At 73.5% G+C, this 25807-nt stretch carries 23 protein-coding genes and 1 pseudogene; 19 read left to right on the top strand and 5 right to left on the bottom strand.

The window, feature by feature from the left end:
* Window positions 1-22: 22 nt before the first annotated feature.
* The 5 genes from ftsH (at window position 23) to H9624_RS05420 (ending at window position 4871) form a co-directional block, all read left to right on the top strand.
* On the top strand, window positions 23-2044 hold the full coding sequence (ftsH, locus tag H9624_RS05440; RefSeq protein ID WP_251838820.1) for an ATP-dependent zinc metalloprotease FtsH: 2022 nt from the start codon (window positions 23-25) through the stop codon (window positions 2042-2044).
* On the top strand, window positions 2044-2658 hold the full coding sequence (folE, locus tag H9624_RS05435) for a GTP cyclohydrolase I FolE (protein ID WP_251838819.1): 615 nt from the start codon (window positions 2044-2046) through the stop codon (window positions 2656-2658). Before ftsH ends, folE begins: the two co-directional genes overlap by 1 nt.
* An 82-nt stretch (window positions 2659-2740) precedes the next feature.
* Window positions 2741-3547, top strand: a complete 807-nt coding sequence (folP, locus tag H9624_RS05430) for a dihydropteroate synthase (RefSeq protein ID WP_251839015.1) — start codon at window positions 2741-2743, stop codon at window positions 3545-3547.
* Window positions 3544-4416: a 2-amino-4-hydroxy-6-hydroxymethyldihydropteridine diphosphokinase gene (gene folK / locus H9624_RS05425; RefSeq protein ID WP_251838818.1), complete on the top strand. Its 873-nt coding sequence runs from the start codon at window positions 3544-3546 to the stop codon at window positions 4414-4416. The genes folP and folK overlap by 4 nt, the downstream gene beginning before the upstream one ends.
* Window positions 4416-4871 carry a DUF3180 domain-containing protein gene (locus tag H9624_RS05420; protein ID WP_251838817.1) on the top strand — a complete coding sequence of 152 codons (456 nt, stop codon included), beginning with the start codon at window positions 4416-4418 and terminating at the stop codon, window positions 4869-4871. The genes folK and H9624_RS05420 overlap by 1 nt, the downstream gene beginning before the upstream one ends.
* Window positions 4872-4947: 76 nt before the next feature.
* Here H9624_RS05420 and H9624_RS05415 read toward each other — a convergent pair whose 3' ends face one another.
* On the bottom strand, window positions 4948-5904 hold the full coding sequence (locus H9624_RS05415; protein ID WP_251838816.1) for a PDDEXK-like endonuclease domain-containing protein: 957 nt from the start codon (window positions 5902-5904) through the stop codon (window positions 4948-4950).
* 246 nt (window positions 5905-6150) lie between these two features.
* On the opposite strand from H9624_RS05415, the gene H9624_RS05410 reads away from it, so the two are divergent.
* From H9624_RS05410 to H9624_RS05385, 6 genes and pseudogenes are all read left to right on the top strand, one after another.
* The gene (locus H9624_RS05410) at window positions 6151-6666 is read left to right on the top strand and encodes a PH domain-containing protein (protein ID WP_251838815.1); all 516 of its coding nucleotides are present in this window, start codon (window positions 6151-6153) and stop codon (window positions 6664-6666) included.
* On the top strand, window positions 6663-8582 hold the full coding sequence (locus tag H9624_RS16440; RefSeq protein WP_307784931.1) for a PH domain-containing protein: 1920 nt from the start codon (window positions 6663-6665) through the stop codon (window positions 8580-8582). Before H9624_RS05410 ends, H9624_RS16440 begins: the two co-directional genes overlap by 4 nt.
* Before the next feature lie 73 nt (window positions 8583-8655).
* A pseudogene (locus H9624_RS05400) lies at window positions 8656-9561 on the top strand (Rossmann-like and DUF2520 domain-containing protein); the annotation flags it as partial.
* Window positions 9562-9627: 66 nt separating this feature from the next.
* Window positions 9628-10470, top strand: coding sequence for a pantoate--beta-alanine ligase (gene panC, locus H9624_RS05395; RefSeq protein ID WP_251839014.1), 843 nt, complete (start codon window positions 9628-9630; stop codon window positions 10468-10470).
* A 2-nt stretch (window positions 10471-10472) separates the two neighbouring features.
* Window positions 10473-10955 carry an aspartate 1-decarboxylase gene (panD, locus tag H9624_RS05390; protein ID WP_251838814.1) on the top strand — a complete coding sequence of 161 codons (483 nt, stop codon included), beginning with the start codon at window positions 10473-10475 and terminating at the stop codon, window positions 10953-10955.
* Window position 10956: 1 nt separating this feature from the next.
* Window positions 10957-11877: an AEC family transporter gene (locus H9624_RS05385; protein WP_251838813.1), complete on the top strand. Its 921-nt coding sequence runs from the start codon at window positions 10957-10959 to the stop codon at window positions 11875-11877.
* 88 nt (window positions 11878-11965) lie between these two features.
* Here the strand turns inward: H9624_RS05385 and H9624_RS05380 are convergent, their stop codons facing one another.
* Window positions 11966-12658: a uridine kinase family protein gene (locus tag H9624_RS05380; protein WP_251838812.1), complete on the bottom strand. Its 693-nt coding sequence runs from the start codon at window positions 12656-12658 to the stop codon at window positions 11966-11968.
* 93 nt (window positions 12659-12751) lie between these two features.
* Here H9624_RS05380 and lysS point away from each other — a divergent pair, with 93 nt between their 5' ends.
* From lysS to H9624_RS05340, 8 genes are all read left to right on the top strand, one after another.
* Window positions 12752-14290, top strand: coding sequence for a lysine--tRNA ligase (gene lysS, locus H9624_RS05375; protein WP_251838811.1), 1539 nt, complete (start codon window positions 12752-12754; stop codon window positions 14288-14290).
* A 164-nt stretch (window positions 14291-14454) separates the two neighbouring features.
* A complete protein-coding gene (locus H9624_RS05370) occupies window positions 14455-15507 on the top strand; it encodes a LacI family DNA-binding transcriptional regulator (RefSeq protein ID WP_307784930.1) in 1053 nt (350 codons plus the stop codon).
* Window positions 15508-15644: 137 nt separating this feature from the next.
* Window positions 15645-16394 carry a cupin domain-containing protein gene (locus tag H9624_RS05365; protein WP_251838809.1) on the top strand — a complete coding sequence of 250 codons (750 nt, stop codon included), beginning with the start codon at window positions 15645-15647 and terminating at the stop codon, window positions 16392-16394.
* A 40-nt stretch (window positions 16395-16434) separates the two neighbouring features.
* Window positions 16435-17457, top strand: coding sequence for a substrate-binding domain-containing protein (locus H9624_RS05360; RefSeq protein WP_251838808.1), 1023 nt, complete (start codon window positions 16435-16437; stop codon window positions 17455-17457).
* An 82-nt stretch (window positions 17458-17539) separates the two neighbouring features.
* Window positions 17540-19057, top strand: a complete 1518-nt coding sequence (locus tag H9624_RS05355; protein ID WP_251838807.1) for a sugar ABC transporter ATP-binding protein — start codon at window positions 17540-17542, stop codon at window positions 19055-19057.
* Complete coding sequence (locus H9624_RS05350) at window positions 19050-20087, top strand: ABC transporter permease (RefSeq protein WP_251838806.1); 1038 nt, start codon at window positions 19050-19052, stop codon at window positions 20085-20087. The genes H9624_RS05355 and H9624_RS05350 overlap by 8 nt, the downstream gene beginning before the upstream one ends.
* A complete protein-coding gene (locus H9624_RS05345) occupies window positions 20084-21112 on the top strand; it encodes an ABC transporter permease (RefSeq protein WP_251838805.1) in 1029 nt (342 codons plus the stop codon). The genes H9624_RS05350 and H9624_RS05345 overlap by 4 nt, the downstream gene beginning before the upstream one ends.
* Complete coding sequence (locus tag H9624_RS05340; protein WP_251838804.1) at window positions 21112-22122, top strand: DUF4432 family protein; 1011 nt, start codon at window positions 21112-21114, stop codon at window positions 22120-22122. The genes H9624_RS05345 and H9624_RS05340 overlap by 1 nt, the downstream gene beginning before the upstream one ends.
* A 13-nt stretch (window positions 22123-22135) precedes the next feature.
* Here the strand turns inward: H9624_RS05340 and H9624_RS05335 are convergent, their stop codons facing one another.
* The 3 genes from H9624_RS05335 to H9624_RS05325 all read right to left on the bottom strand — a co-directional run bounded on the left by H9624_RS05335 (window position 22136) and on the right by H9624_RS05325 (window position 25807).
* Complete coding sequence (locus H9624_RS05335) at window positions 22136-22960, bottom strand: DUF4349 domain-containing protein (protein WP_251838803.1); 825 nt, start codon at window positions 22958-22960, stop codon at window positions 22136-22138.
* Between the two features lie 86 nt (window positions 22961-23046).
* A complete protein-coding gene (locus tag H9624_RS05330; protein ID WP_251838802.1) occupies window positions 23047-24069 on the bottom strand; it encodes a YihY/virulence factor BrkB family protein in 1023 nt (340 codons plus the stop codon).
* Window positions 24070-24133: 64 nt separating this feature from the next.
* Complete coding sequence (locus tag H9624_RS05325) at window positions 24134-25807, bottom strand: VWA domain-containing protein (protein ID WP_251838801.1); 1674 nt, start codon at window positions 25805-25807, stop codon at window positions 24134-24136.

Below are 25807 nucleotides of genomic sequence, written 5' to 3'. Positions count from 1 at the left end.
CCCGGCCGTCGCGCCGCCACCGATGAACGCCAAGAAGCTGCTCCGCGGCCCCATCGTGTGGGTCGTCCTCGTCCTCGTCCTCGCCTACCTCGGCGCCTCGATGCTCACCGGGGAGAGCCCCGAGGAGATCGACACCTCCGACGGCCTGGAGCTGCTCGCCGGCGACACCGTCGAGCAGGCGGAGGTCACCGACACCACCCAGCGGGTCGAGCTCGTCCTCAGCGAGGACTTCGAGGACAAGGGTGACCTCGTCGCCTTCTACTACGCGACCCCCCAGGGCGAGACGGTCATGGACGCGATCGCCGCGGCCGACCCCGCTGACGGCTTCAACTCCGAGGTGCCGCGCCCCTCGTTCTGGTCCTCCGCGCTCAGCCTCCTGCTGCCGATGCTCATCCTCCTCGGCGTCTTCTGGTTCCTGCTGTCCCGCATGCAGGGCGGCGGCGGGATGATGAAGTTCGGCAAGTCCAAGGCCAAGATGGTCAACAAGGAGAACCCGCAGGTCACCTTCGCCGACGTCGCCGGCGCGGACGAGGCCGTCGAGGAGCTCGAGGAGATCCGCGAGTTCCTCGAGGACCCGACGAAGTTCCAGGCCGTGGGGGCCAAGATCCCCAAGGGCGTCCTCCTGTACGGCCCGCCCGGGACCGGCAAGACGCTCCTCGCCCGCGCCGTCGCCGGCGAGGCCGGGGTGCCCTTCTACTCGATCTCCGGCTCGGACTTCGTCGAGATGTTCGTCGGCGTCGGCGCCTCCCGCGTGCGCGACCTCTTCGAGCAGGCCAAGTCCAACGCCCCCGCCATCATCTTCGTCGACGAGATCGACGCCGTCGGGCGCCACCGCGGCGCCGGCATGGGCGGCGGGCACGACGAGCGCGAGCAGACGCTCAACCAGATGCTCGTCGAGATGGACGGCTTCGACGTCAACACCAACGTCATCCTCATCGCGGCCACGAACCGGCCCGACATCCTCGACCCCGCCCTCCTGCGTCCCGGGCGCTTCGACCGCCAGATCACCGTCGAGGCGCCCGACCTCCAGGGCCGCACCGCGATCCTCCGGGTCCACGCCCGCGGCAAGCCGATGGTCCCCGAGATCGACCTCGAGATGGTCGCCAAGCGCACCCCCGGCTTCACCGGCGCGGACCTGGCGAACGTCCTCAACGAGGCCGCCCTCCTCACCGCCCGCTCCGGCGCCGACCTCATCGACGACCGCGCGCTGGACGAGGCGATCGACCGCGTCATCGCCGGGCCGCAGAAGCGGACCCGCCTGATGAACGAGAAGGAGAAGAAGATCACCGCCTACCACGAGGGCGGCCACGCCCTCACGGCGGCGGTCCTCCGGTACACCGACCCGGTGACCAAGGTGACGATCCTTCCCCGCGGCCGCGCCCTGGGCTACACGATGGTCATGCCGAGCGAGGACAAGTACTCCACGACCCGCAACGAGCTCCTCGACCAGCTCGTCTACGCCATGGGCGGGCGCGTCGCCGAGGAGATCGTCTTCCACGACCCCACCACCGGCGCCTCCAACGACATCGAGAAGGCGACCGGCCTGGCCCGCAAGATGGTCACCCAGTACGGGATGAGCGACCGGGTCGGTGCGGTCAAGCTCGGCAGCGACACCGGCGAGCCCTTCCTCGGCCGCGACATGGGCCACCAGCGCGACTACTCCGAGGACATCGCCCGGATCGTCGACGAGGAGGTCCGCCGCCTCATCGACTCCGCGCACGACGAGGCCTGGGAGATCCTCCACGAGTACCGCGACGTCCTCGACACCCTCGTGCTGGAGCTGCTCGAGCACGAGACCCTCAACGAGAAGGAGCTCGCGGCGATCTTCGCGCCCATCACCAAGCGCGAGCCCCGGCCGGTGTGGCTCTCCTCGGCCACCCGCACCGTGTCCGACCGTCCCCCGGTCCGCACGCCCGCCGAGCAGCGGACCGGCGACGACGGCATGCTCCCGCAGGACGAGGCGGCCGCGGCCGGCGGCGAGGGCCCCGGGCTGGGCGAGGTCCCGCCGTCGGGGCAGGTCGGCGGCCCGGCCGAGGGACTGTGATGGCCGAGGAGCCGGCAGCCCTCCCGGACGACGCCGGGGCCGCGCGCCCCTACGACGCCGAGGGCGTCCGGGCGGCGGTGCGTGACCTGCTCGTCGCCGTCGGGGAGGACCCGGACCGCGAGGGCCTGCGCGACACCCCCGCCCGGGTGGCGCGCGCCCTGCAGGAGATCTTCGCGGGGATGCGGACCGACCCGGCCGAGGTCCTCGCGACGACCTTCGACCTCGGCCACGAGGAGATGATCCTCGTACGGGACATCGAGGTGTACTCCACCTGCGAGCACCACCTGCTGCCCTTCCACGGCGTCGCGCACGTCGGGTACATCCCCGGGCACCAGGGCCGTGTCACCGGGCTGAGCAAGATCGCCCGGCTCGTGGAGACCTTCGCCCGCCGTCCGCAGGTGCAGGAGCGGCTCACCTCGCAGATCGCCGACGCGCTCGTCACGCACCTGGACCCGCAGGGCGTCATCGTCGTCATCGAGTGCGAGCACCTGTGCATGTCGATGCGCGGGGTCCGCAAGCCCGGCGCCCGGACGATCACCTCCGCCGTCCGTGGCCAGATGCGTCAGGCTGCCACGCGCGCGGAGGCGATGAGCCTCATCGCGCCCCGCCGCTGACGTGGCCGCCCCCTATCCTGGGCCGGTGGGCAGCTCTCGAGCACGGGCCGCCGACCTCGCGAGGGTCGGCCGGACGCTCGTCATGGGCGTCGTCAACGTCACCCCCGACTCCTTCTCCGACGGCGGACGCTGGGACCGCCCGGACGCCGCGCTCCGCCGCGGCCGGGAGCTCCTCGCGCAGGGCGCCGACCTCCTCGACGTCGGTGGGGAGTCCACCCGGCCGGGCTCCGAGCGCGTGCCGCCGGCCGCCGAGATCGACCGCGTCCTGCCCGTCGTCACCGAGCTCGCCGCCCAGGGCGCCGTCGTCAGCGTCGACACCGTCCACGCCGAGACGGCCGAGGCCTGCCTGCGGGCGGGCGCCGTCGTCGTCAACGACGTCTCCGGCGGGCTCGCCGACCCCGACATCCTCGCCGTCACCGCCCGCCACGGCGCCTGGTACGTGCTCGGCCACTGGCGCGGGGACCCCGCGACGATGAACGAGCGTGCCGTGTACGACAGGGTCGTCAGCGAGGTCTGCGCCGAGCTCGCGGCGCGGGTGGAGGTCGCGCTGGGCGCGGGCCTGGACCCGGAGCTGCTCGTCCTGGACCCCGGGCTGGGCTTCGCCAAGGACGCCGGGCACAACTGGCAGCTGCTCGCCCACCTCGACCGGATCCAGGCGCTCGGGTACCCCGTGCTCGTCGGCGCCTCCCGCAAGCGCTTCCTCGGCACCCTGCTCGCGGGGGAGGACGGCAACCCCGCGGCGCCGCTCGCCCGCGACGCGGCGACGGCGGCCGTCTCGGCGCTCGTGGCCGCGGCCGGCGCGTGGGGCGTGCGCGTCCACGAGGTGCCCGGCAGCCGCGACGCGGTGCGGGTGGGCGAGGCCCTCGCGGCCGCGAGGGGGGCGTCATGACCGACCGGATCACCCTGACGGGGCTGCGGGCCCGCGGCCGGCACGGCGTCCTCGCTGCGGAGCGGGAGCTGGGCCAGGAGTTCAGCGCCGACGTCGTCCTCCACCTCGACACCCGCGCGGCCGCCGCCGGGGACGACCTCTCCCTGACGGTCAACTACGCCGAGGTCGCGCGCGAGGTCGTCGACGTCCTCGCCGGGCCGCCCGTCGACCTCGTCGAGACCGTCGCAGCGACCATCGCCGAGCGGGTGCTCGCCCACCCGAGGGTGCTCGCCGTCGACGTCACCGTCCACAAGCCGCAGGCACCGGTCCCGGTGCCCTTCGCCGACGTCACCGTCCACGTCCACCGCCGGGCCGACGACGGCGACGGCGCCCGCGACGTCGTCCTCGCCCTCGGCGGGAACCTCGGGGACGTGCGGGCCACGCTCGCCGCGGCGCTCACCCAGCTCGCGCAGCACCCCCGCGTCACCGTCGCCGCGGTCTCCCCGCTGCTGCGCTCGGAAGCCCTCACCCTGCCCGGTGCGGGTCCCCAGCCCGACTACCTCAACGCCGTCGCCGTCCTGCGCACCGACCTGCCGCCGCGCGAGCTGCTCGCGCTGTGCCAGGGGGTGGAGCTGGGCCACGGACGGGTGCGCGAGGAGCGCTGGGGCGCGCGGCCGCTCGACCTCGACCTCGTCGCGGCCGGCGCACTCACCTGGCAGGACGCCGACCTCACCCTCCCGCACCCGCGTGCCCACGAGCGGGCCTTCGTCCTCGCGCCGTGGGCGCGGGTGCAGCCGGAGGCGGTGCTCCCCGGGCACGGCCCGGTGGCCGAGCTCGCGGCCGGTCTCGGGCCGGTCGACTGGGTGGCCGAGGACTGGTGGGAGGCCTGATGCGCAGGACGAGCTGGCAGACGCTGCTGGGCACGGGCGTCGTCGTGGGCGCGGTCGCCTACCTGGGGCTCACCGTGCTCGAGGCGCGCAGCGGCACCGTCGTGCCGGTGTCGGCGCAGACGTGGCTGGTCCTCGCCGTCGTCGCCGTCGTCCTCCTCCTCCTGGGCCGCTCGGTGCGCCGTCTCACCGAGGGGCGCACCACGCGCATGGACCACCTGCGCGCGGCGCGCGTGGCGATGTTCGCCAAGGCCTGCTCGCTGTGCGGCGCCGCCTTCACCGGCTACTTCGCCGCCCAGGTGGCCATCGCCTGGACCAACATCTCCGCCCCCGCGCTGCGTGACCACGCCGTCTGGTCCGGCGCCGCGGGCCTTGCGGCCCTGGCTCTCCTGGTCGTGGCGTTGGTGGTCGAGCAGTGGTGCCGCCTCCCCCCGGAGGACGACCCCGAACCCGCCTGACCCGCTAAGCGCATATGCGCGAAAATTGCTGCCATTCTGGCGCGCAGCGTGCGGGTTTCGCGCATATGCGAAGGGGTTAGGAGGAGCGGCCGGGGAAGTGGCGAGCCCAGGTGGTCGACAGAGCCGGGACGGGTGCGCCCGCCGCCTTCATGGCGGTCACGATCCGGGCGAGGGTCTGGTCCGGGTGCTGGTAGATGTCCGCCGCTCTGATGACGATGATGCGCCAGCCGATGGAGTCGAGGTACTCGCGCCGAGAGACGTCGTGGTCCCACTGCTCAGGGTCCTCGGCGTGGTGTCGCCCGTCGTACTCGAAGCCGAGGAGCGCCGCGACGTAGCCCATGTCAAGGCGGTAGACGACGGTGCCGTCCTCGAGCCGGATCTCGATCTGCAGCTCGGGCTCGGGCAGACCGGCGAGGATGACGAGCATGCGCAGGCGTGTCTCCATCGGGGACTCGACGCCTGTCCGGACGTACATGCTGGCACGCCTGGCTGCCACGCTTCCCTTGCGCCTGCTCGCGAGGCAGGCGGTTCGGAGCATCTCGGGCGTCGTGTGGCCGTTCCTCACCAGGCCGTCCCCGACGACGACGAGGTCCACGAGGCTCAGCCGTCGTGCCAGGTCGATGAACGTGTGCTCCGGCGAGGTCACCCGGACGCCGCGGACGTGGTGCTCGGGAACCAGGCCCTGGTCGACGTGGAAGGTGATGCCTTCCACCGCACGACGCTCAGCGGCGGTGGCCACGCTGACGTGGATGTCGGCGTCCTCGGGAACCGCGGCACCCCACAGCCGCGCCGCCGTCGTGAAGCTGGCCACGGCTCCCTGCCCCGTGAGTGCCAGAGCGGCGTGGGCACGCGTCCACGTGTCGTCTGCTGCGTCGACGGGGAGGTGGACGCCGTGGAACACGCGGCGATAGGCCTTGCGTCGGAGCAGGGACGGGGTGAGTCCATGAGCGGCGGCGTCACGGGTGAGGAGCGGCGTAACGCAGTCCTTCTCCGCGGCCCGGGCGAAGGAGGCGGGGACTGGGTCGATGGACATGGCAGCACTCTCGCGCCGACGTCGACCTTCAGTCCGGGCCACAACGCGAGACGGTGGCCCGTGCCGCCCCACCCGCGCCCTGTGGAGCACCGTGCTCTCCGGAGCCCGACCTCCCCCACCCGCCAACCCGCCATATGTGGGAGTCCTACTGCTCCTGGGGAACACTGTCCGCGATATTCACCCATATGCGAGGGGTGGGCGGGGGGTGTGGGAGGCTCTCGGTGCTGACTGACGAGAGGACCACTCATGAGCGACATGCCAGGCCGGCGAGGAGCGACACGCAACCCGTTCGCACCCGAGGGCCTCACCTTCACACCCGTCTCGACCGGCCTCACCAAGGTGCGGCTCATCTCGGTGGCGGTGTGGCTGGGGCTGCCGCTCGTCGCGCTCATCGTCCTCGCCGTCCTCTTCCCCGGCTGGTGGTGGTCCATCCCGATCGGCGTGCTCGTCCTGCTCGTCGTGTGGCTGGGCTGGCTCGTCCCGCGCCAGGTGCGCTCGATCGGCTACGCCGAGCGCGAGGAGGACCTCCTCATCCGCAAGGGCATCCTCTTCCGCCAGCTCACCGTCGTCCCCTACGGCCGCATGCAGTACGTCGACGTCCAGGCCGGCCCGATGGACCGCTGGGCGAACGTCGCCAAGGTCCAGCTCCACACGGCCTCCGCGCAGACCGACGCCTCGATCCCCGGCCTGCCGCCGGAGGAGGCGTCCCGGCTGCGTGACCGCCTCAGCGAGCGCGGCGAGTCGAGGCTGGCCGGCCTGTGAGCACCGAGCAGCAGCCGGCTCCCGAGGAGCACGTCGACTGGCGGCGTGTCCACAAGGTCACGCCCGTCCTCAACGCGTGGAAGGTCATCGTCGCGCTCTTCGCGGTGCTGGTCTGGCAGAACACCCAGCTCCTCGCCGAGGTGTGGGAGGACCGCGAGACCGTCGACTGGACGCTGGTCCTGCTCATCGGTGGCGGCGCCGTCCTCCTGCTCCTCCTCGTCCTCACCGTGTACTCGGTGCTGTCGTGGCGGATGATGCGCTACGCCGTCGGGCGCGACGCCGTCTTCCTCCACAGCGGCATCCTCTTCCGCCAGCAGCGCCACGCGCGCCTCAACCGCATCCAGGCGGTGGACGTCGTCCAGCCGCTCCTCGCGCGCCTCTTCGGTCTGGCCCAGCTGAAGATCGAGACGGCGGGCGGCACCGGCTCGTCGGTCGTCCTCGCCTTCCTCAAGGAGGAGGAGGCCCAGCGGCTGCGTCGGGAGGTCCTGGACCGGGCCGCGGACCGCGGCACGACGACGACGCCGGCACCTCCGTCGGGTGGTGAGCCGGCCGCCGTCGACGCCCCCGCCGTCACCCCGCTCCGGACCGAGGTCGAGCGGGAGCTGCTCACGGTCCCCACCGGCCGGCTCGTCGGCTCGCTCGTGCTCTCGGGCTCGATGATCGCGCTCGTCCTCGTCCTCGGCGGTCTTCTCGTCGCGGCGATCGTCGCCGAGAGCTTCGCGCCGCTCGCCGGTGCGCTGCCGGGCTTCATCGGGTGGGGCACCTACCTGTGGGGCCGGTTCACCGGCGGTTTCAACTTCCGCGCGGCGATCTCCGCCGACGGCATCCGCCTGCGCTACGGCCTGCTCGAGCAGCGCACCCAGACGGTCCCCCCGGGCCGCATCCACACGGTCGGCCTCAAGCAGCCGCTCCTGTGGCGCCGCCGCGGCTGGTGGCGCGTGGAGGTGAACGTCGCGGGCTACGGGGGTCTGGAGAACCAGATGGAGTCGACGACGGGCACCGTGCTGCTGCCCGTCGGCTCCCGGGGCGACGCCCTGACCGCGCTGTGGCTCGTCCTGCCCGACCTCGGCGTCCCCGACCCGCAGGCCGTCATCGACGCCGCGCTCGAGGGCTCCGGTGACGCCGCCGGCTTCGCCACGAGCCCCCGCGGCGCCCGCTGGCTCGACCCGCTCTCGTGGCGGCGCAACGGCATCCAGCTCACCGAGAGCGCGGTCCTCATGCGCACCGGCCGCTTCAACCGCGCGCTGGCGATCGTGCCGCACGAGCGCACCCAGTCCCTGGCCCTGAGCCAGGGGCCGCTGGAGCGACGCGTCGGGATCGCCAACGTCGTCGCCGCCACGGTCGGCGGCTCGGTCGCGACCACCGCGCACCACCTCGAGGAGATGACGGCGCTCGCCATCCTCCGCGAGGCCTCCGAGCGCTCCCGCGCCGCCCGGCACCGCGAGTCCCCCGAGGAGTGGATGCGCCGGGTGGGTCTCGTCGGCCCGGCCGCCCAGCAGCCCGGCACGGCGGGCACCGACGCGCCCCCGCCGCCCGCGGGCAGCCCGGTCCACGCGGCGCCGACGGGATCTCCCGTCCACGCGCCGCCCGCGGGATCTCCCGTCCACGCGCCGCCCGCGGGATCTCCCGTCCAGGCGCCGCCCGCGGGATCGCCTGTCCAGGCGCCGCCCGCGGGATCGCCTGTCCAGGCGCCGCCCGCGGGATCGCCTGTCCAGGCGCCGCCGTCGGGTCCGCCGGTGCAGGCGCCCCCGGCCGGACCTCCCGTCCAGGTCCCGCCTCCCGCCGGTGCTCCCACGAGCCCGCCTCCGCCCGCCGCTGCGCCTCGCCACGACGTGCCGCCCCCGCCGGCCGGTGCGCCCCAGGCACCACCTCCGCCCGCCGGACGGCCGGTCCAGGGTCCGCCCACAGGCCGCTGAGCCGGCCGGCGGTGTCCGACGTCACCGCCCCCGTGCCGGCGGGCGGAGCGATAATGGCGCGGTGAGCGCGAGCGTGCCTGGAGACGTCCCGCCGTCGTCCCGACCCGGACGACTCGGCGTGGGCGTCGTCGGCGCGGGCCGCGTCGGCGCCGTCCTCGGCAGCGCGCTGCGGGCCGCCGGGCACAGCGTCGTCGGCGCCAGTGCGGTGTCCGAGGACAGCCGCGACCGCGTCGACGCGCTCCTGCCGGGCGTCCCGGTGCTCGAGGTCCCCGAGATCGTCGAGCGCGCCGAGCTCGTCCTCCTCACCGTTCCCGACGACGCCCTCGCCGGCCTCGTCCAGGGCATCGCCGACACCGGCGGCTGGCAGGCCGGGCAGATCGTCGTCCACACCGCCGGCCGCTTCGGCACCGGCGTCCTCGCGCCCGCGCAGCGCGCGGGAGCGATCCCCGTGGCCCTGCACCCGGCGATGACCTTCACCGGCACGAGCATCGACCTCTCGCGGCTGGTCGGCTGCCCCTTCGCCGTCACCGCGCCCGCGCCGGTGCTGCCGATCGGCCAGGCGCTCGTCGTCGAGATCGGTGGCGAGCCCGTCGCGCTGCCCGAGTCGGCGCGCCCGCTCTACCACGCGGCCCTCGCGCACGGCGCGAACCACCTCGTCACCCTCGTGACCCAGGCGATGCGCGTGCTCGGCCGCGCCGGCGTCGACGAGCCGGGGCTCTACCTCGGCCCGCTCCTCACCGCGGCCCTCGACGGCACCCTGCGCGACGGCGAGCTCGCGCTCACCGGCCCCGTCCTGCGCGGGGACGCCGGCACCGTCGCCGAGCACCTGGCCAGCCTCGCGGCCCTCGCCGCCGAGGACTCCGGACTCGCCGACCTCCCCCCGGCCTACCGCACCCTCGCCCGCGTCACCACGCAGCGGGCCTGGTCCGCGGGCCGCCTCACCGACTCCGCCGCCCAGCTCCTGCTCGACGCCGTCGCCGAGACCCCCGTCCCCGCCCACCCGGCGGCCGACGACGACGCGCCCGCGGCCCCCGCGCCGTCGCCGGTGCTCGTGCGCACCCGGGCGGACCTGCGGGAGGTGCTCGACCGGCAGCGCGGCACACGCGCCGTCGTCATGACGATGGGGGCGCTGCACGAGGGTCACCTCGACCTCGTGCGCGAGGCCCGTCGCCGGGCCGACCACGTCGTCGTGACGATCTTCGTCAACCCGCTCCAGTTCGCGCCGGGGGAGGACCTCGACGCCTACCCGCGGGACCTCGAGGCGGACCTCGCCAAGCTGGCGGAGGTGGGCGCCGACGTCGTCTTCGCCCCGGACCCCGAGACGATGTACCCGAACGGCGACCCGCGCGTGCGGGTCGAGCCGGGCCCGCTCGCGGCCGTCCTCGAGGGCGCCACCCGGCCCACCCACTTCGCCGGCGTCCTCACCGTCGTCCTCAAGCTCCTCCACCTCACGCGGCCGCACGTGGCGCTCTTCGGGCAGAAGGACGCCCAGCAGCTCGCGCTCGTCCGGGCGATGGTGCGCGACCTCGACGTCGACGTCGAGGTGGTCGGCGTGCCGATCCGCCGTGAGCCCGACGGCCTGGCGATGAGCAGCCGCAACGCCTACCTCAGCGGCACCGACCGGGCCGCCGCCCTCGCGCTGTCCGGCGCACTCGACGCGGCTCGCGGGGCCGCCGGCGCCGGTGCCGAGCAGGTGCTGGCCGCCGCGCGCGAGCGTCTGGTCGCCGAGCCGGGCGTGCGGCTCGACTATCTCGAGCTCGTCGACCCTGAGACGATGGAGGCCGTGCCCGCGGACGCGAGCGGCCCCGCCCTCCTCGTCGTCGCCGCCTGGGTCGGGACCACCCGGCTCATCGACAACACGATTCTCGACCTCTGGAAGGACGAGTGACGATGCCAGCGCCCAGCTCGCTGCAGCGACCCATGCTCATCGGCAAGATCCACCGCGCCACCGTGACGGCGGCGGACCTCCACTACGTCGGCTCCATCACCGTGGACGCCGACCTCCTGGACGCCGCGGACCTCCTGCCCGGCCAGCAGGTCGACGTCGTCGACATCACCAACGGCTCGCGGCTCACCACCTACGTCATCCCCGGCGAGCGGGGCAGGGGCGACATCCAGATCAACGGGGCGGCCGCCCACCACGTCCACCCCGGCGACCTCGTCATCCTCATCGCCTACGGCATGCTCAGCGACGCCGACGCGCGCAGCTACGAGCCGTCGGTCGTCTTCGTCGACGAGCACAACCGCATCCTCGACGTCGGCCAGGAGCCGGCCCAGCTGCCCGCCGCGGCGGACGACGTGTCCTACCCCGTCGAGCCCAGCGGCGTCCCCTTCGCCGACTACCGCGCCGAGGCAGTCACCGGGCCACGCTGAGGTGACCGGCGTCCTCGAGGGCTTCGCCGCGCTCGCGGCGCTCATCGCCCTCGGCGCCGTCCTCGCGCACGTCGGCTTCCTCACCTACGCCAGCCAGACGATGCTCGTCCGGCTGGCCTTCTGGGTCGCCAGCCCCGCGCTGCTGCTCACCGTCGTGGCCGACGCCGACGTCCACGCCGTCTTCTCGGCCAACCTCGTGGCCACCACCGGCGCCGTCGCGGGTGCGCTGGCCCTCTACCTGCTCCTGTCGCGGGTGGTGGCGCGGCGGCCCGCACCCGAGACGGTCGTCGCCGGGCTGTGCTCGATGTACGTCAACGCCGGCAACCTCGGGCTGCCGGTCGCTGCCTACGTGCTCGGGGACGCTGCCCTCGTCGCCCCGGTCATCCTGCTCCAGCTCGTGCTGCTGCAGCCCCTCGCCCTCGCGGTCCTCGACCGCACGACGGCGGGACGCGGGATGGGCGTGGGACGGCTCGCGCTGCGCACCGTGCGCAACCCGCTCATGCTCGGCGCGGTGCTCGGGCTCGTCCTCGCGCTCACCGGCCTGCAGCTCCCGAGCGTCGTCCGCGCGCCGGTCGACCTGCTCGGCGGGATGGCCGTGCCCGCGATGCTGCTCGCCTACGGGGTCTCCCTGCGCCTGGGTCCCAAGCCCGGGGCGGGCTCACCGGCGCGCGAGCTCGTGCTCGTCGTCGGGCTCAAGCTCCTCGTCCAGCCCGCCCTCGCCTACCTCGTCGGCGTGGCGCTGGGCCTGCAGGACACCGCCCTCTACGCCGTCGCCGTCCTCGCGGCGCTCCCGACGGCGCAGAACGTCTTCGTCGTCGCCAGCCGCTACGACCGCGGCGTCGTGCTGGCCCGCGACGCGATCTTCCTCTCGACGATCGGCTCGGTCCCGGTGATCCTCGCGATCACCGCCCTGCTCGCCTGACGCCGCGCCCACCGCCCCCCTCTCCGCATATGCGCGAAAAGTGCGGCGTCGTACGCGTTGAGGCCGTGCTTTTCCCGCATATGCGGATCTAGGGGCGGGTGGCCAGCGAGCGGATGTACTGCTCCGCCTCGGCCACGCGCATCCTGCGGGCACCGCGGCGCTCGAGCTCGGCGATCATCCCCGGCTCGACCCGCGCGAGGTTGAGGCCGCGCCGCAGCAGCGTGAGCGGGGGCTTGCGGGCCTCGCCGAGGTCGCGCAGGAGCCGGAACCAGAAGGTCTGCAGGCGCGGGCGCCACAGGCACAGGGCGTCGGCGAGGATGTCCTCGTCGCGGCAGTCCGCGATGAGCTCGGCGGCGAAGATCCCCTCGGCGAGGACGATGGGGCTGCCGCCGGCGTCGAACTGGGTGGTCGTCGTGCGCCGGTTGGTCGGGATGTCGTAGAGCGGCACCTCCGCGCGGCCGGTGCGGGCGATCTCGAGGAGCGCGGCCAGCGCCCCCTCGCGGTCCCAGCTGCGCGGGTCGTCCCAGTCGACGATCCCGTATCGGCGCGGCAGCTCCGGGTGGTCGCCGTCGCGGTAGAAGTCGTCGAGCGAGACGACCGGCAGGCCGAGCCGGCCGGTGAGGGAGGTCTTGCCCGAGCCCGAGGGCCCGGTGAGAAGCACCACCCGCACGGGCGTGCGGCGGGCACCCGGGGGGATGTCGAAGAGGCCGGGCTGGCTGACGGCGTCCGCGCCGGGACCGGCCTCTGCGTCGCCCGTCGCGCCGGTGCTCGTCGCGCCCATCACCCGTCCCCTCGTGCGCCGCCTCGGCCCGGCGCGTCCGCACGAGGATAGCGCCGGGCCCGGGCCCGACGTGCCGCTGGATAGGATCGGGGGGTGAGTGAGACGACCCCCACCGTGCCGGCCCCCGAGGACCACGACCAGGACGTTCCCGAGCAGGTCCGGGTGCGTGCCGAGAAGCGCGCCCGGATGCTGGCCGAGGGTGTCGACCCCTACCCCGTCACCCTCCCGGTGACGACGACGATCCCCGCCGTCCGGGAGAGGTACACCGGGCTGGAGGCGGGGGAGGAGACGGACGACGTCGTCGGCGTCGCCGGCCGGGTCATGTACCTGCGCAACACGGGCAAGCTGTGCTTCGTCACGCTCCAGAGCGGGGACGGCACCCGCCTGCAGGCGATGCTCTCCCGCGCGGAGGTCGGGGAGGAGGCGCTGGCCTCCTTCAAGGCCGACGTCGACCTCGGGGACCACCTCTTCGTCCAGGGCCGCGTCATCGCCTCCCGCCGCGGGGAGCTGAGCATCTTCGCCGACTCCTACCGGCTTGCCGCCAAGTCCCTGCGCCCGCTGCCCAAGACCTACGAGACCGAGGACGGCGAGCAGGTCGCGCTCTCCGAGGAGGGGCGCGTGCGTCGGCGCCACCTCGACCTCATCATGCGCCCGGCCGCCCGCGACATGGTCCGCACCCGCGCCGCCGTCGTGAGGTCGCTGCGGCGCAACCTCGACGAGCGCGACTTCCTCGAGATCGAGACGCCGATGCTCCAGGTGCAGCCCGGTGGCGCCGCCGCACGGCCCTTCGTCACCCACATGAACGCCTATGACGTCGACCTCTACCTCCGCATCGCGCCCGAGCTCTTCCTCAAGCGGGCCGTCGTGGGCGGGATCGACCGCGTCTTCGAGATCAACCGCAACTTCCGCAACGAGGGCGCCGACTCCAGCCACTCCCCGGAGTTCGCCATGCTCGAGGCCTACGAGGCCTACGGCTCGTACGACACGATGGCCGAGCTCACCCGCCACCTCGTCCAGCGCGCGGCGCAGGACGCCTTCGGCACCACGACGGTCACCCTGGCCGACGGCAGCGAGTACGAGCTCGGGGGCGAGTGGGACGAGCTGTCCCTGTTCCCCTCGCTCAGCGCCGCCCTCGGCGAGGAGGTCACCCCGCAGACCTCCCTCGAGGAGCTCACCCGCCACGCCGAGCGCCTCGAGGTGCCCGTGGCCCCGCACTACACGGCGGGCAAGGTCGTCGAGGAGCTGTGGGAGCACCTCGTGGGCGACCACCTCCACGCCCCGACCTTCGTGCGCGACTACCCCGTGGACACCTCCCCGCTCACCCGCGAGCACCGCTCCGTGCCGGGCGTCGTGGAGAAGTGGGACCTGTACGTGCGCGGCTTCGAGCTCGCCACCGCCTACTCCGAGCTCGTCGACCCCGTCGTCCAGCGCGAGCGCTTCGCGGCGCAGGCGCTCGTGGCCGCGGCGGGCGACCCGGAGGCCATGGTCCTGGACGAGGACTTCCTCCAGGCGATGGAGCAGGGCATGCCGCCGGCCGGTGGCATGGGCATGGGGATCGACCGCCTCCTCATGGCCCTCACGGGCCAGGGCATCCGCGAGACGATCACCTTCCCGCTGGTCAAGCGCCTCTGACGGCTCGCTCGTCCTCCCGGCGCGCCCGTGCGGCGGGAGCGGCTCACGGCTGCCCGGGGGCACGCCTGCACAGCCCCTGGCCGCGCCACGGCGCCGTCGGTGGAACCCGCCCGCGTACTGTGAGCCTCTGCCGGGGGAGACCCACGACACCGCGACGAACGGGTATGACGAGAGCAATGGCTGCAGAATCTGACACGCCGGAACGGCCCGGTCGGTCGGTCGGGGTCCGCGAGGTGGCGGCGATGGCCGGCGTGTCCCTCGGTACCGTCTCCAACGTCCTCAACAATCCTGACCGCGTGGTGCCCAAGACGCGCGAGCGTGTCGAGCGCGCGATGCGAGAGCTCGGGTTCGTGCCGTCGCGGGCGGCAGGGCAGCTTCGCAGCCGCAGGTCCGAGCTCATCGGCGTCGTCGTCCCCGACGTCGGGAACCCGTTCTGGGCATCGGTGCTCCGCGGCATCGAGACGGTCGCCGACGGCGCAGGGCTCACGATGGTCGTCGGCTCGACCCGGCAGGACCCCGCCCGCCAGCGGCACGTCCTGCGGGTGCTGGAGAGCCAGGGCGTCGACGGTCTGGTGATCGCGCCGATCGTCGAGCGTGCCGAGGACTGGGCGGCCTTCGAGGACCGGCGCTTCGGTGTCGTGACGCTCGAGCGGCAGGCGGCGGGCTCCTCCGGTGCCTGGGTGAGTCTCGACAACGTCGAGGGCGCTCGTCAGGCGATGGGTCACCTGGTCGACCAGGGCCACCGCCGCATCGCGCTCGTCAACGGTCCGACCTCGGTGTCGTGGTGCGCCGAGCGGCGTGAGGGGGCCGTCCAGGCCGTCACCGAGCGCGGCCTGCGAGCCTCGGACGTCGTGGTCGACGTCGTCGTCGGCGACCTCACCGTCGAGGAGGGTGCCCGTGCGGTCGAGCCGCTGCTCGCTGCGGGGCTGGTCTCGGCGGTGATGTGCGTGAACGACATGCTCGCCCTCGGCGCGCTCCTGGCCATGCAGCGACGTGGGACCAGGGTCCCGCAGGACGTCGCCCTCGTCGGGTACGACGACGCGGACTTCGCCCCGGCCCTCAACCCGCCGCTGACGACGGTGCACCAGCCTGCCTTCGAGATGGGGACCGCCGCGGCGGGCCTGCTCGTCCGGGCCGACGAGCGGGCACCTGGCGAACACATCGCCTTCGAGCCCCGGCTCGTCGTCCGCGGGTCCAGCGTCGTTGCCCAACCGTGACCTCCGGCGGTTTGACACCGGCACGACAACGGGCCATTGTTGAACCGGTTCATAGGTGAACCGGTTCAAAGATGACAAACGTTCGACACCGGGCACGGCAGCCCAGCCGCCCGCAGCGACTGCACGAGGAGGATCCTGTGAATCGGGACCACGTCACCCGCCGGGAGTACGACGAGTGGCTCAACGAGGCGGCGAGCCTGGCTCGTGCTCTGCGCTACCCCGTGACGGCCGAGATGGTCAACGACAGTGCCGGCATCGTCTTCGGTGACGACCAGTACGAGGCGTTCACCAACGGCCTGTGGTCCCGTGAGCCGTACGAGGTCATGGTGATCTTCGAGGCGCTCAACGAGCCCGCCGTCGACGGCCTGCCGACCGCGGGGGCTGGCCACGCCGAGTACGGCGGCCTGTGCGACAAGCTGATGATCGTGCACCCGGGGAAGTTCTGCCCGCCGCACTTCCACCAGCGCAAGACCGAGAGCTACGAGGTCGTGCTCGGCGAGATGGAGGTGTTCTACTCCCACCGCCCGGTGTCCGTGGGGGACGAGGACGTCGTCGAGTTCTCCCCGATGGCCGAGGGCGCTGCCTGGCCCGAGGGAGTCGCCCTCCCCGCGGGCCGGGAGGACTCCTACGCCGAGCTCACCAGCTACGTCCGCCTGCGCGCCGGCGACCCGAAGTTCGTCATGCACCGCAAGCACCTGCACGCCTTCCGCTGCCCGGCGGACTCACCGGTGCCGCTCGTCGTGCGGGAGGTCTCGACCTTCAGCCACGAGCCCACCGAGCACGCCCAGGGCAACCCCGCCCCCCTGCCCTCCTGGGCAGGCCTCCACGACAACGCCTTCGTCGCACCCGCCGCCAATTCCGGGCGCCTCGCGACGGCGATCCGCTAGCCCCCTCCACCCACCTGTCAGTTCCGTCAAAGGAGACCCCATGCGTACCCTCACCTCCGTCGCGGCCCTCGCGGTCGCGGGCCTGATGCTCACTGCCTGCGCCAGCGGCGCCGACGAGCCCGCTGCCGACGCCGCCAGCGGCGACGCCCCGGTGACCGAGTTCGAGGCCAAGGACCCGCTCACCCTCGGGTACTCGGTGTACGACCTGCAGAACCCCTACTGGCAGTCCTACGCCGCGGGCGTCGAGGCCGGCGCCGAGGCCGCGGGCGTCGACGTGACGGTCGTCGACCAGAAGTCCGACCAGCAGCAGCAGGTCTCCGGCAGCCTGGACCTCGTCAACCAGGGCATCTCGGGCCTCATCGTCACCCCGGTCCAGCCGTCCGCCCTCCCGGCGACGATCGACGCGGCGCACGGCGCCAAGATCCCGGTCGTCATCGCCGACATCGGCACGGCCGGTGACTACGACGCCTACATCCAGTCCAACAACGTCGAGGGCGGCGCGCTCGCCGCCGACTACGTCATCGAGCAGCTCGGGGACGTCCCCGGCCCGCACAAGGTCGGTGTCATCGAGCTGCACGCCGGCTCGGTCGTCGGCGAGGAGCGGGTCGCCGAGTTCGTCTCCACCATCGAGGCGCACGAGAACTTCGAGATCGTGTCGAGCCTCGACGGCAACGACACCGTCGACGGCGGCTTCGCGGCCGCGCAGGACATGCTGTCCGCGAACCCCGACCTCGAGGTGATCTACGCCGCGAACGACGACTCGGCGATGGGCGCGCACCGTGCGATGGAGACGGCTGGCAAGTCCGTCGCCGACGGGTTCATCCTCATCGGTTTCGACGGTGCCGACGGCGCGCTCGACCTCATCGAGCAGGGCCTGATGAGCGCGTCGGTCGCGCAGGACCCGTACGGCCAGGGCATGAAGGCCGTGGAGACCGTCCTCGCGCTGCTCGACGGCACGGTCGAGTACGACGACGAGGCCAGCAAGACGATCTTCTTCCCGGTCGAGATGGTCACGGCGGAGAACCTGGACGACTTCCGCGAGTCCCGCGCCGCGCAGGACTGAGACGACGACGGGTGGGGGCGTGCGGGGACGCCGCCCCCACCCGGCCGTGAAGGACCCGGCCGTGAAGGATGGAGACAGAGCGATGACGACAGTGCTTCGGGTGAAGGACGTCGTGCAGGAGTACCCCGGCGTCCGCGCGCTCAAGGGAGTGTCACTGGAGCTGCGCGCGGGCCAGGTCCTCGGACTGGTCGGCGAGAACGGTGCAGGGAAGAGCACGCTGATCAGGATCCTCGGCGGCATCGAGACGCCGGTCCGGGGTGAGGTTGCCGTCCAGGGCCGGCCCCGGACGTTCCGCGGCTCGGCGGACTCCCAGGCCGCGGGGATCAGCGTGGTGAGCCAGGAGTTCCGCCTGGTCTCCCAGCTGTCCATCGCGGACAACGTGTTCCTCGGGCACGAGTCGACGACCGCGGGGGTCGTGGACGGCCCCGGCACCCGCCGGCGGACGGCCGAGCTCCTCGACCAGCTCGGTCTCGACCTCGACCCGGACCGGCCGGTCTCGTCCCTCACGGTCGGGGACCGGCAGATGGTCGAGATCGCGCGGGCGCTGTCCCGCGAGTTCGACGTCCTCATCATGGACGAGCCCACCGCCGCTCTCAACGGAGCGGAGATCGGCCGCCTCCACGGCATCGTGCGCCGCCTCGCGAACCAGGGCAAGGCGATCATCTACGTCTCCCACCACCTCGAGGAGATCTTCGAGATCTGCCACGACGTCGCCGTGCTCCGCGACGGCGAGCTCGTCGCGCACGCGCCCACCGCCGAGCTCGACGAGGCGCGCCTCGTCGAGCACATGCTCGGCCGCAAGCCCCAGACCCTCGACCGAGCTGCGGGCAGCGCCAGTGACGCCGCCGTCCGGCTCGAGGTCCGTGAGCTGCGGGTGCCGGGCGTCGCGAGCCCCGTCAGCCTCACCGTGCGAGCCGGGGAGATCCTCGGGCTCGCGGGCCTCGTCGGCTCGGGCCGCACCGAGCTCACCCGCGCTCTCTTCGGCGACCTCGTCGCGATGGGCGGGGAGGTACGCATCGACGGTCGCCCCGTCCGCCTGCGCTCGAGCCGGGAGGCCATGCGCAACGGGCTGTTCATGCTGAGCGAGGACCGCAAGGGGGAGGGGATCCTGCCCCACCTCGACGTCACCGAGAACGCGATGGTCTCCAGGGACAGGTCCGCCCTCCCGCTCCGTCAGCGGCTCCTGCCGGTCGGCAGCGACGAGCGGGCACAGTTCACGCGGCTGCGCGACCTCATGCGTATCCGGGTGCCGCACGGCCGACAGCTCATCGGGAACCTCTCGGGCGGCAACCAGCAGAAGGTGCTCCTCGGCCGGGCGCTCCTGTCCGGGTGCTCCGTCCTGCTGCTCAACGAGCCGACCCGAGGGGTGGACGTCGGCGCCAAGGTCGACATCTACCAGCTCATCCGACAGCTCGCCGAGTCGGGCGTGGCTGTCATCGTGTCGAGCTCGGACGCTCCGGAGCTCGCCGCCATCGCCGAGCGCTGCGCGGTCTACTTCGCCGGCCGTCAGGTCGCCGAGCTGCACGGCCGTGACGTGACCGAGGAGAACATCGTCGGAGCATCTGTCGGTCAGACCGCGGAGGAGATCACCCATGCCTGAGGCACCCACGACAGCTGCGGCCGCCCTGGTCGCCGACGAGCGCGCGCGGTCCGCCGAGCGGGCGAGACGGGCGGACCACCGCCGTCGCCTCCTGCAGAACGCCGGCGTCCTCATCCCGTTCCTGCTGGTGCTCCTCGCCGGGCTCCTGGTCGTGCCGAACTTCTCGTCGTCGTCCAACGTGACGAACGTGCTCGTGAACGCCGCGATCCTGGCGATCGTCGGCTACGGCATGACCCTCGTCATCGCGGTCCGCGGCATCGACCTGTCGGTCGGGTCGGCCCAGGCTCTGGCCGCATGCGTCGCCGCGGCCGCCGTCAACGCGGCCGGTCCGCTCGTCGGCGCGATCGTCGGCATCGCCGTCGGCGCCGGGCTCGGGCTCGTCAACGGCCTCATCGTCACCCAGCTGCGGGTGCCGGGCTTCATCGCCACGTTGAGCACGATGAGCGTCTTCCGTGGCCTCGTCCTCCTCTTCACAGGTGGCGCGCCGATCATGATCGCGTCGGTGGGCTTCAAGTCGGTCTCGACCAGCTCGGTGCTCGGGGTCCCGGTGCCCTTCCTCCTCGCGGTCGTGCTCGGCGCCGCGGCCGTGTTCGTGCTCGGCCGCATGCGCTTCGGCAAGCACGTCGTCGCGGTCGGGGACAACCCCGAGGCGGCCGTCGACACGGGCATCAGCGTCAACCGGGTGCTCCTGTGGGCCTACCTCGTCGCGGGCGCCTCCGCGGGTGTGGGCGGGGTGCTCCTGGCGAGCCAGCTCGGTGCCGTCAACGGCTCCGTCGCGTCGGGCCTCGAGCTGCAGGCCATCGCCATCGTCGTCCTCGGCGGCACGAGCATGGCGGGTGGACGACCGCGCATCGCCGGCACGTTCGTCGCCGCGCTGCTGCTCTCGATGATCAACTCCGGCCTCAACCTGCTCAACGTCCCCTCGTTCTACCAGTACGTCGCCCTCGGCGCCCTGCTCGTGTTCGCACTCAGCATCGACGGCGCCCAGCGGGCCGCCGTCCGCCGCATGCTCGTCGGGAGGATCTCGTGACCACCACGGACCAGCTCAGCACCGCTCAGACACCCCCGGACGGCCCGACCCGTTCCGGCGGTCGCCCCGGCTTTGCCGAGGCGGTGTGGCGGGTCGTCTCGCAGCAGTACCTCGTCGTCGCGCTCGTCGCCCTCTGCATCGCGGTCGGGCTCGCCCGGCCGGCCTTCTGGGGGACGGGGAACCTGTCCAACCTCTTGTTCCAGGCGTCCTTCGTCGGTCTCGCGGCGGTCGGGATGACGCTGCTCATCGCCGGTGGACTGCTCGACCTGTCCGTCGGCGGCATCATCGCGGTGAGCTCGATCGCCGTCGCGACGGTGCTGCCGCACACGACCATCGGGGGCGCGATCGGCCTGGCGCTCCTCATCGGGGCCGCGCTCGGGCTCGTCAACGGGCTGCTCGTCACCTACGTCAAGATCGCCCCGTTCATCGCCACGCTCGGCACGCTCTACCTCTTCCTCGGCCTGGCGTTCATCTGGACCTCCGGCTCGGTCGTCCCGATCACCTCGAGCAACTACCGGGCGCTGACGACCGGCACCGTCGGCTGGGTCCCCGTGCCGTTCCTCGTCTTCGCCGTCACCGCCGTGGTCGGATACCTCCTGCTCAAGCGCACGTACTTCGGCCGCACGGTGCGCGCCTTCGGCTCCAACGAGCGCGCCGCGGTGCTCGCCGGGCTCCCGGTCAACCGGGCGAAGGTCGTCGTGTTCGTCGTCGCCGGCGTGTGCTTCGCCCTCGCTGCTGTCTTCATGGCCGGACGGCTCGCCTCGGCCGAGGGCAACATGGCCATGGGCTTCGAGATGGACGTCATCGCGGCGGTCGTCGTGGGCGGCACCGCGCTTCGCGGTGGCCGCGGCACGATGCTCGGGACCGTGGTCGGAGCGCTGCTCTTCGCCGTCCTGGCCAACGCTCTCAACCTCCTCGGTGTCGCGTCCTACTGGCAGTACGTCCTCACCGGCACCGTGCTCGTTGCCGCCATCGCCATCGGCGCGCGGCGGGCGTCGGCCACCGAGGTGCGGGGAGCGGGCTGATGGGCTTCGGGGGTGACTCCGTCCCGCTGCCTGACGGCCTGCGCAGCCTCGTCGGTGCGACCGACCAGCTCGTGTCCGTGGAGCGTCTCGTGCGTGACGACGGACCCGGCCGCGGCGCGCCCGTTCTCGCCGTCCGCAACCCGCGGGGGATCTCCTTCGAGGTTCTGCTCGACCGGGCGATGGACATCGGATGGGCGGACGCGGAGGGCCTGCCCCTCGCGTGGCGCTCCTCCCGCGGACCGGTGAGCTCCGCCCGGCACGAGCCCGAGGGCGCCGGCTGGACGAGGACATTCGGTGGTGGCCTGCTGACCACGTGCGGTCTCAGCTCGACGGGTGCGCCCTCCGAGGTGGACGGCGTCCGGCACGGCCTGCACGGGCGGGTGGGGCACGTCCCCGCGGAGAACGTCGGCTGGCGGCTCGTCGACGACGGCGACGACCGCGCGGTCGAGCTGACGGGTGACGTCGTCGAGGCGGGGCTCGGTGCGCCGACGCTCCGGCTGCGGCGACGCATCGTCGCGAGCACGACGGCGGCCGTCCTCCGTGTCGAGGACACGGTGAGCAACGAGGGGTTCACACCCGCCGGGCACATGTTCCGCCACCACCTCAACCTCGGGTACCCGCTCGTCCAGCCGGGGACGGTCGTCACGGCGACCGCCGACGCGGTCGGGGAGCGGGACCGTACGGACGGGTGGCAGCCCCTGCCGTGGACGCTGGACGCCCCGGTGGTGGCACCGGAGACCGTCCTGTACTGCCGGCCGCGGGCGGGGAGCACCGCCAGGACGACGGTGCGGGCGCCCGGTGGTGAGTGGCTCGAGGTGGAGCAGTCCGTGCCCACGTTCCCGTTGCTGGTGCTCTGGCGCGACCCGACGCCGGGGGTCAACGTGCTCGGCGTGGAGCCCTCGACCTCGCGGGACGGCGGCCGTGCGCAGGCCGAGCAGGACGGCGAGGTCGTGCGGCTCGCCCCGGGAGCGACCCGCTCCTACGTGACGGTGGTGCGCGCCGGCCGGTGAGCCGCGCCCGGCACTACGCCGTCGCGGGCTCCCGGCGCCGGCGGCGGCGCAGGAGCACCGCGACGACGGCGAGAGGCACCCCGAGGGCGACGACCCACGGCAGCACCGCACCGAGGACGACGAGCAGCCCGCCGGCGAAACCGACGAGCGCGGCCCAGCCGTCCTGCAGCCCTCCGACGAAACCCCCGGTGGCGAGCTGGACCGGGCTGTCCGCGCCGATGGTCACGTGGAGCGAGGACATCGCCACCTGCTCGCTGAGGTGGGCGCGCTCCGCCTGCAGCGCCTCGAGCTCGGCCTGCCGATCGCTCAGCGCGTCCTCCGCGGCGAGGAGCGTCTGGCTCGAGTCGGCCTCGGCCATGAGGCCGAGGAGCCGCTCGGTCGAGGTCTCCAGGGCGGCGATGCGGGCGTCGAGGTCGCGGCCCTGGCGCGTGACGTCCTCGGAGGAGATCGACACGTCCACGGTCTCGCCGACGGCCTCGAGGCCGTCGAGCACGGCGGTGAGCTCGGCCGCGGGGACGCGGACGGTGAGCCAGCCGGAGGCCTCGGCCTCGTCCGTGGCCGCGTGCTCGGCACGCTCCTCGACGTAGCCGTCCACCCCCTCGACGAGCCCGACGACCTCGTCCATCGCGGTGAGCGGGTCCGTGGCGACGAGCGTGAGGGAACCGGTCGTCACGACCTCCCGCTGGCCCGCCTCCGCGTCGGCGGCCTCCTCCACGGCCATGTCGGCGCCTCCCTCCGCGCTCTGCGCGCCGCCGCTGTCGTCGGCGCCGTCGCCCGAGCAGGCGACGAGGCCGAGCAGGACCACCAAGCCGAACACCACTGTCCGCAGGAGTCTCATGCCCGGACCGTAGCCACTTCCGCCGGCGGGCGGCAGCGGTGTGGCCGAACCGTGACCCGACCGGGACCGGGGCGTGACGTGGGCGGCTACTCCCGCCCGTCCGTCCACGACTCGCGCAGGCTGCGGGCCCGCGCCTCGTCGGCGCTGCGACGCGCGGCGGCACGGTGGCTGGCGCGCTGGTCGCGGACGTCCACCTGGATGCGGCGGTCGGCCTCGACGCCGCTCACCAGCTGGCGAGCCCGCGCCAGCTCCCGGTCGAGCTCGGCACCGAGGAGGAGGGAGATGTTGATGAGCCACAGCCACAGGACGAGGACGACGATGCCCGCCAGCGTCGCGCCGTAGGTCGTCTCGAAGTACCCGGCGAGCCGGAGGTAGAGCTGGAAGCCGAAGGACGCGACGAGCGCGATGCCCAGCGCCAGGAGCGAGCCGGGGGAGACGAGCCGGAAGCGCTGGTACCGGACGTTCGGCGTCGTGAAGTAGAGCAGGGAGATGACGACGAGCCCGGCGAGCAGCACGACCGGCCAGCGGGCCAGCTCCCACACGGTGACGGACGCCTCCACCTCCAGCGTCTGCCCCACGGCCCGGGCGACCGGGCCCGAGACGACCGCGAACAGCGTGACGAGGGTGGCGAAGACGACGAGGACGAGCGTGGTGAGCAGGTGCCAGCCGAGCAGCTGCAGCGCCGGGCGCCCCTCCTCGACGCCGTAGATCCGGTTCATCGCCCGGCCGAAGGAGCCGACGTAGCCGGCCGCGATCCACAGCGAGGACCCGACGCCGAGCGCGAGCGTCCACCCCGCCGCGGGGTGCTCGAGCACGGAGCGGACGGGCTGGCTGATGACGTCGAGCGCGTCCTCGTCCGGGGCGAGCTGCCCGACGATCTCGAGCATCGTGTCGGTGCTCGCCGGTCCCTGCCCCGCCAGGGCGAGCACGGAGGTGAGCATGATGACGAGCGGCGGGATCGCGAGGACCGAGAAGAGGGTCAGCGCCGCGGACCGGTCCAGGCACTCGTCGGCAAGGAAGTCCCGCAGCGCCTTGCCCATCATGAAGCGCCGCGACGGGCGTCGTCCCGCCCTCGTCGCGGTCCGGTCCGGCACTGCCTGCTGCGCCATCGGGCCTCCTGCACATACGGAAGCACGAGAGACGGCGCGCCGCGCGACGGCGGGGTCCGGCGCCCTACCCGGGGCGGGGGCGGTGGGTGAGCGCGTCGACGAAGACGGTGCGGATGTCGGCGGGGTCGCGGGCGAGGTAGCTGCGCCCACCGGTCTGGGCGGCGATGAGCCGCAGCACCTCCTCGTCGGCGCCGGGCCCCATGCCGACGGTGATGACCGGGATCGGCCGGCTCGGGTCGATGAGCGCCTGCAGCTCGGCGAGGAGCTCGTCCAGGGAGATGCCGTCGTCGTCCTCGTTGACGCCGTCGGTGAGGAGCACGACGGAGTTCACGTACCCGGGCTCGTAGGTGTCCTGCACCTGCCGGTAGGCGGCGAGCACGGTGTCGTACAGGCCGGTGTCCCCACCGGGGCGGGCGTGCTCGGCGAGGGTCGCGGTGGCGGCGAGCAGGTCCTCGCGGTGCCCGCCGCCCCCCTCCTCGCCGTGGAGCGGCGCGATCGGCGCGAGCTCGGTCCAGTCGGTGCCGCCGGGGTGGTCGGTGGAGAACACCCACAGGCCCACCTGCGAGCTCAGCGGGAAGACGCTCAGCGCCGTCTGGGCGGAGGCGCCCGCGAGGGCGATCCGCGTCTGGTCGCCGACCGGCTGGAGCATCGAGCCGGAGACGTCGATGACGGCGAGCATGCGCATGTCGACCGCGACGGTGCTCCACACCGTCACGACGGCGTCGGCCTCGGCCGCCGTCGGCTGGGGGAGCGGAGCGACCGCGTCCGCGGCGACGCCGGGGAGCTCGGGTCCGGCGTCGTCGCCGGGGGCCCGGAAGCCGGCCGCCCGCACGTCCGCCGTCCCGGCCTCGTCGGTGAGCGCCTCCTCGAGCGCGGTCAGCGCGCCGCGCATGCCCACCCCGTTGTCCGTGCCGGGCAGCGGCACCCACGTGTAGGTGAGGGCGCCGGTCCCCTCGGCGGGGACGACGGCCTGCAGCGGGGTGACGGCGTTGGCGGCGAGCTGCCCCGCGACCTGCTGCTCGGTGGCGACGACGGCGGGCGCTGCCTCGGCGTCGTCGCCCGCGCGGGTGAGCATCTCGTCCGGGTCGGCGACGAGCCGGGACATCTGGATCATGGCCGCGCCGAGGAGCTGGTCGCCCTCGGGCGTGCCGCTCAGCGCCGCGTGGGCGGAGTGGAGGAGGAGCAGGCTCGCCGTCGACCGCAGGGGGTCGGCGATCCGCGGGGCGAGCGGGCCCGAGAGGATCTCCCGCCACGGCTGCGGCCCGCCCGCCCCCGTCGACTCCGCCAGCGTCGCGGGCACGGCGACGAGGACGGGGGTCGTGGCGAGCACCGGGCCGGCGGTCAGCGCGGGAGCCTGCGGGTCCTCGTTGACGCGCTCCACCCACACCTCGGAGTCCGGGATCCACACCCGGGAGGGGACGACGCCGCTGCGGATCTGCTCCGCCGTGTCCGCCGAGGTGCTCGTGGCGACGGCGTAGGTCGTGCACGGGTCCTCGTCCTCGAGCCGGTCCGCGGCCGCCACGACGACGGGAGCGAAGTCCGCGGTGGTGGTCACCGGGACGGTGAGCTCCTGCGCGCAGCCTCCGCCCGTCGGTCCCGGGGTCCCGGTCGTGGCGGGGGTGGCGCCGTCGTCGCGCAGGAGGGCCCAGGCGAGGAGGGCGAGGACGACGACCACGACGAGCACGCCGAGGACCCGCGCGAAGGTGCCCCCGCCACGCGTCGTCGCGTCATCGGCCAT

This window comes from Oceanitalea stevensii (assembly GCF_014837105.1).
GTDB lineage: Bacteria > Actinomycetota > Actinomycetes > Actinomycetales > Actinomycetaceae > Oceanitalea > Oceanitalea stevensii.
The sequence above is the reverse complement of the archived record's forward strand: the minus strand, read 5'-3'. Positions and strand labels throughout refer to the sequence as shown.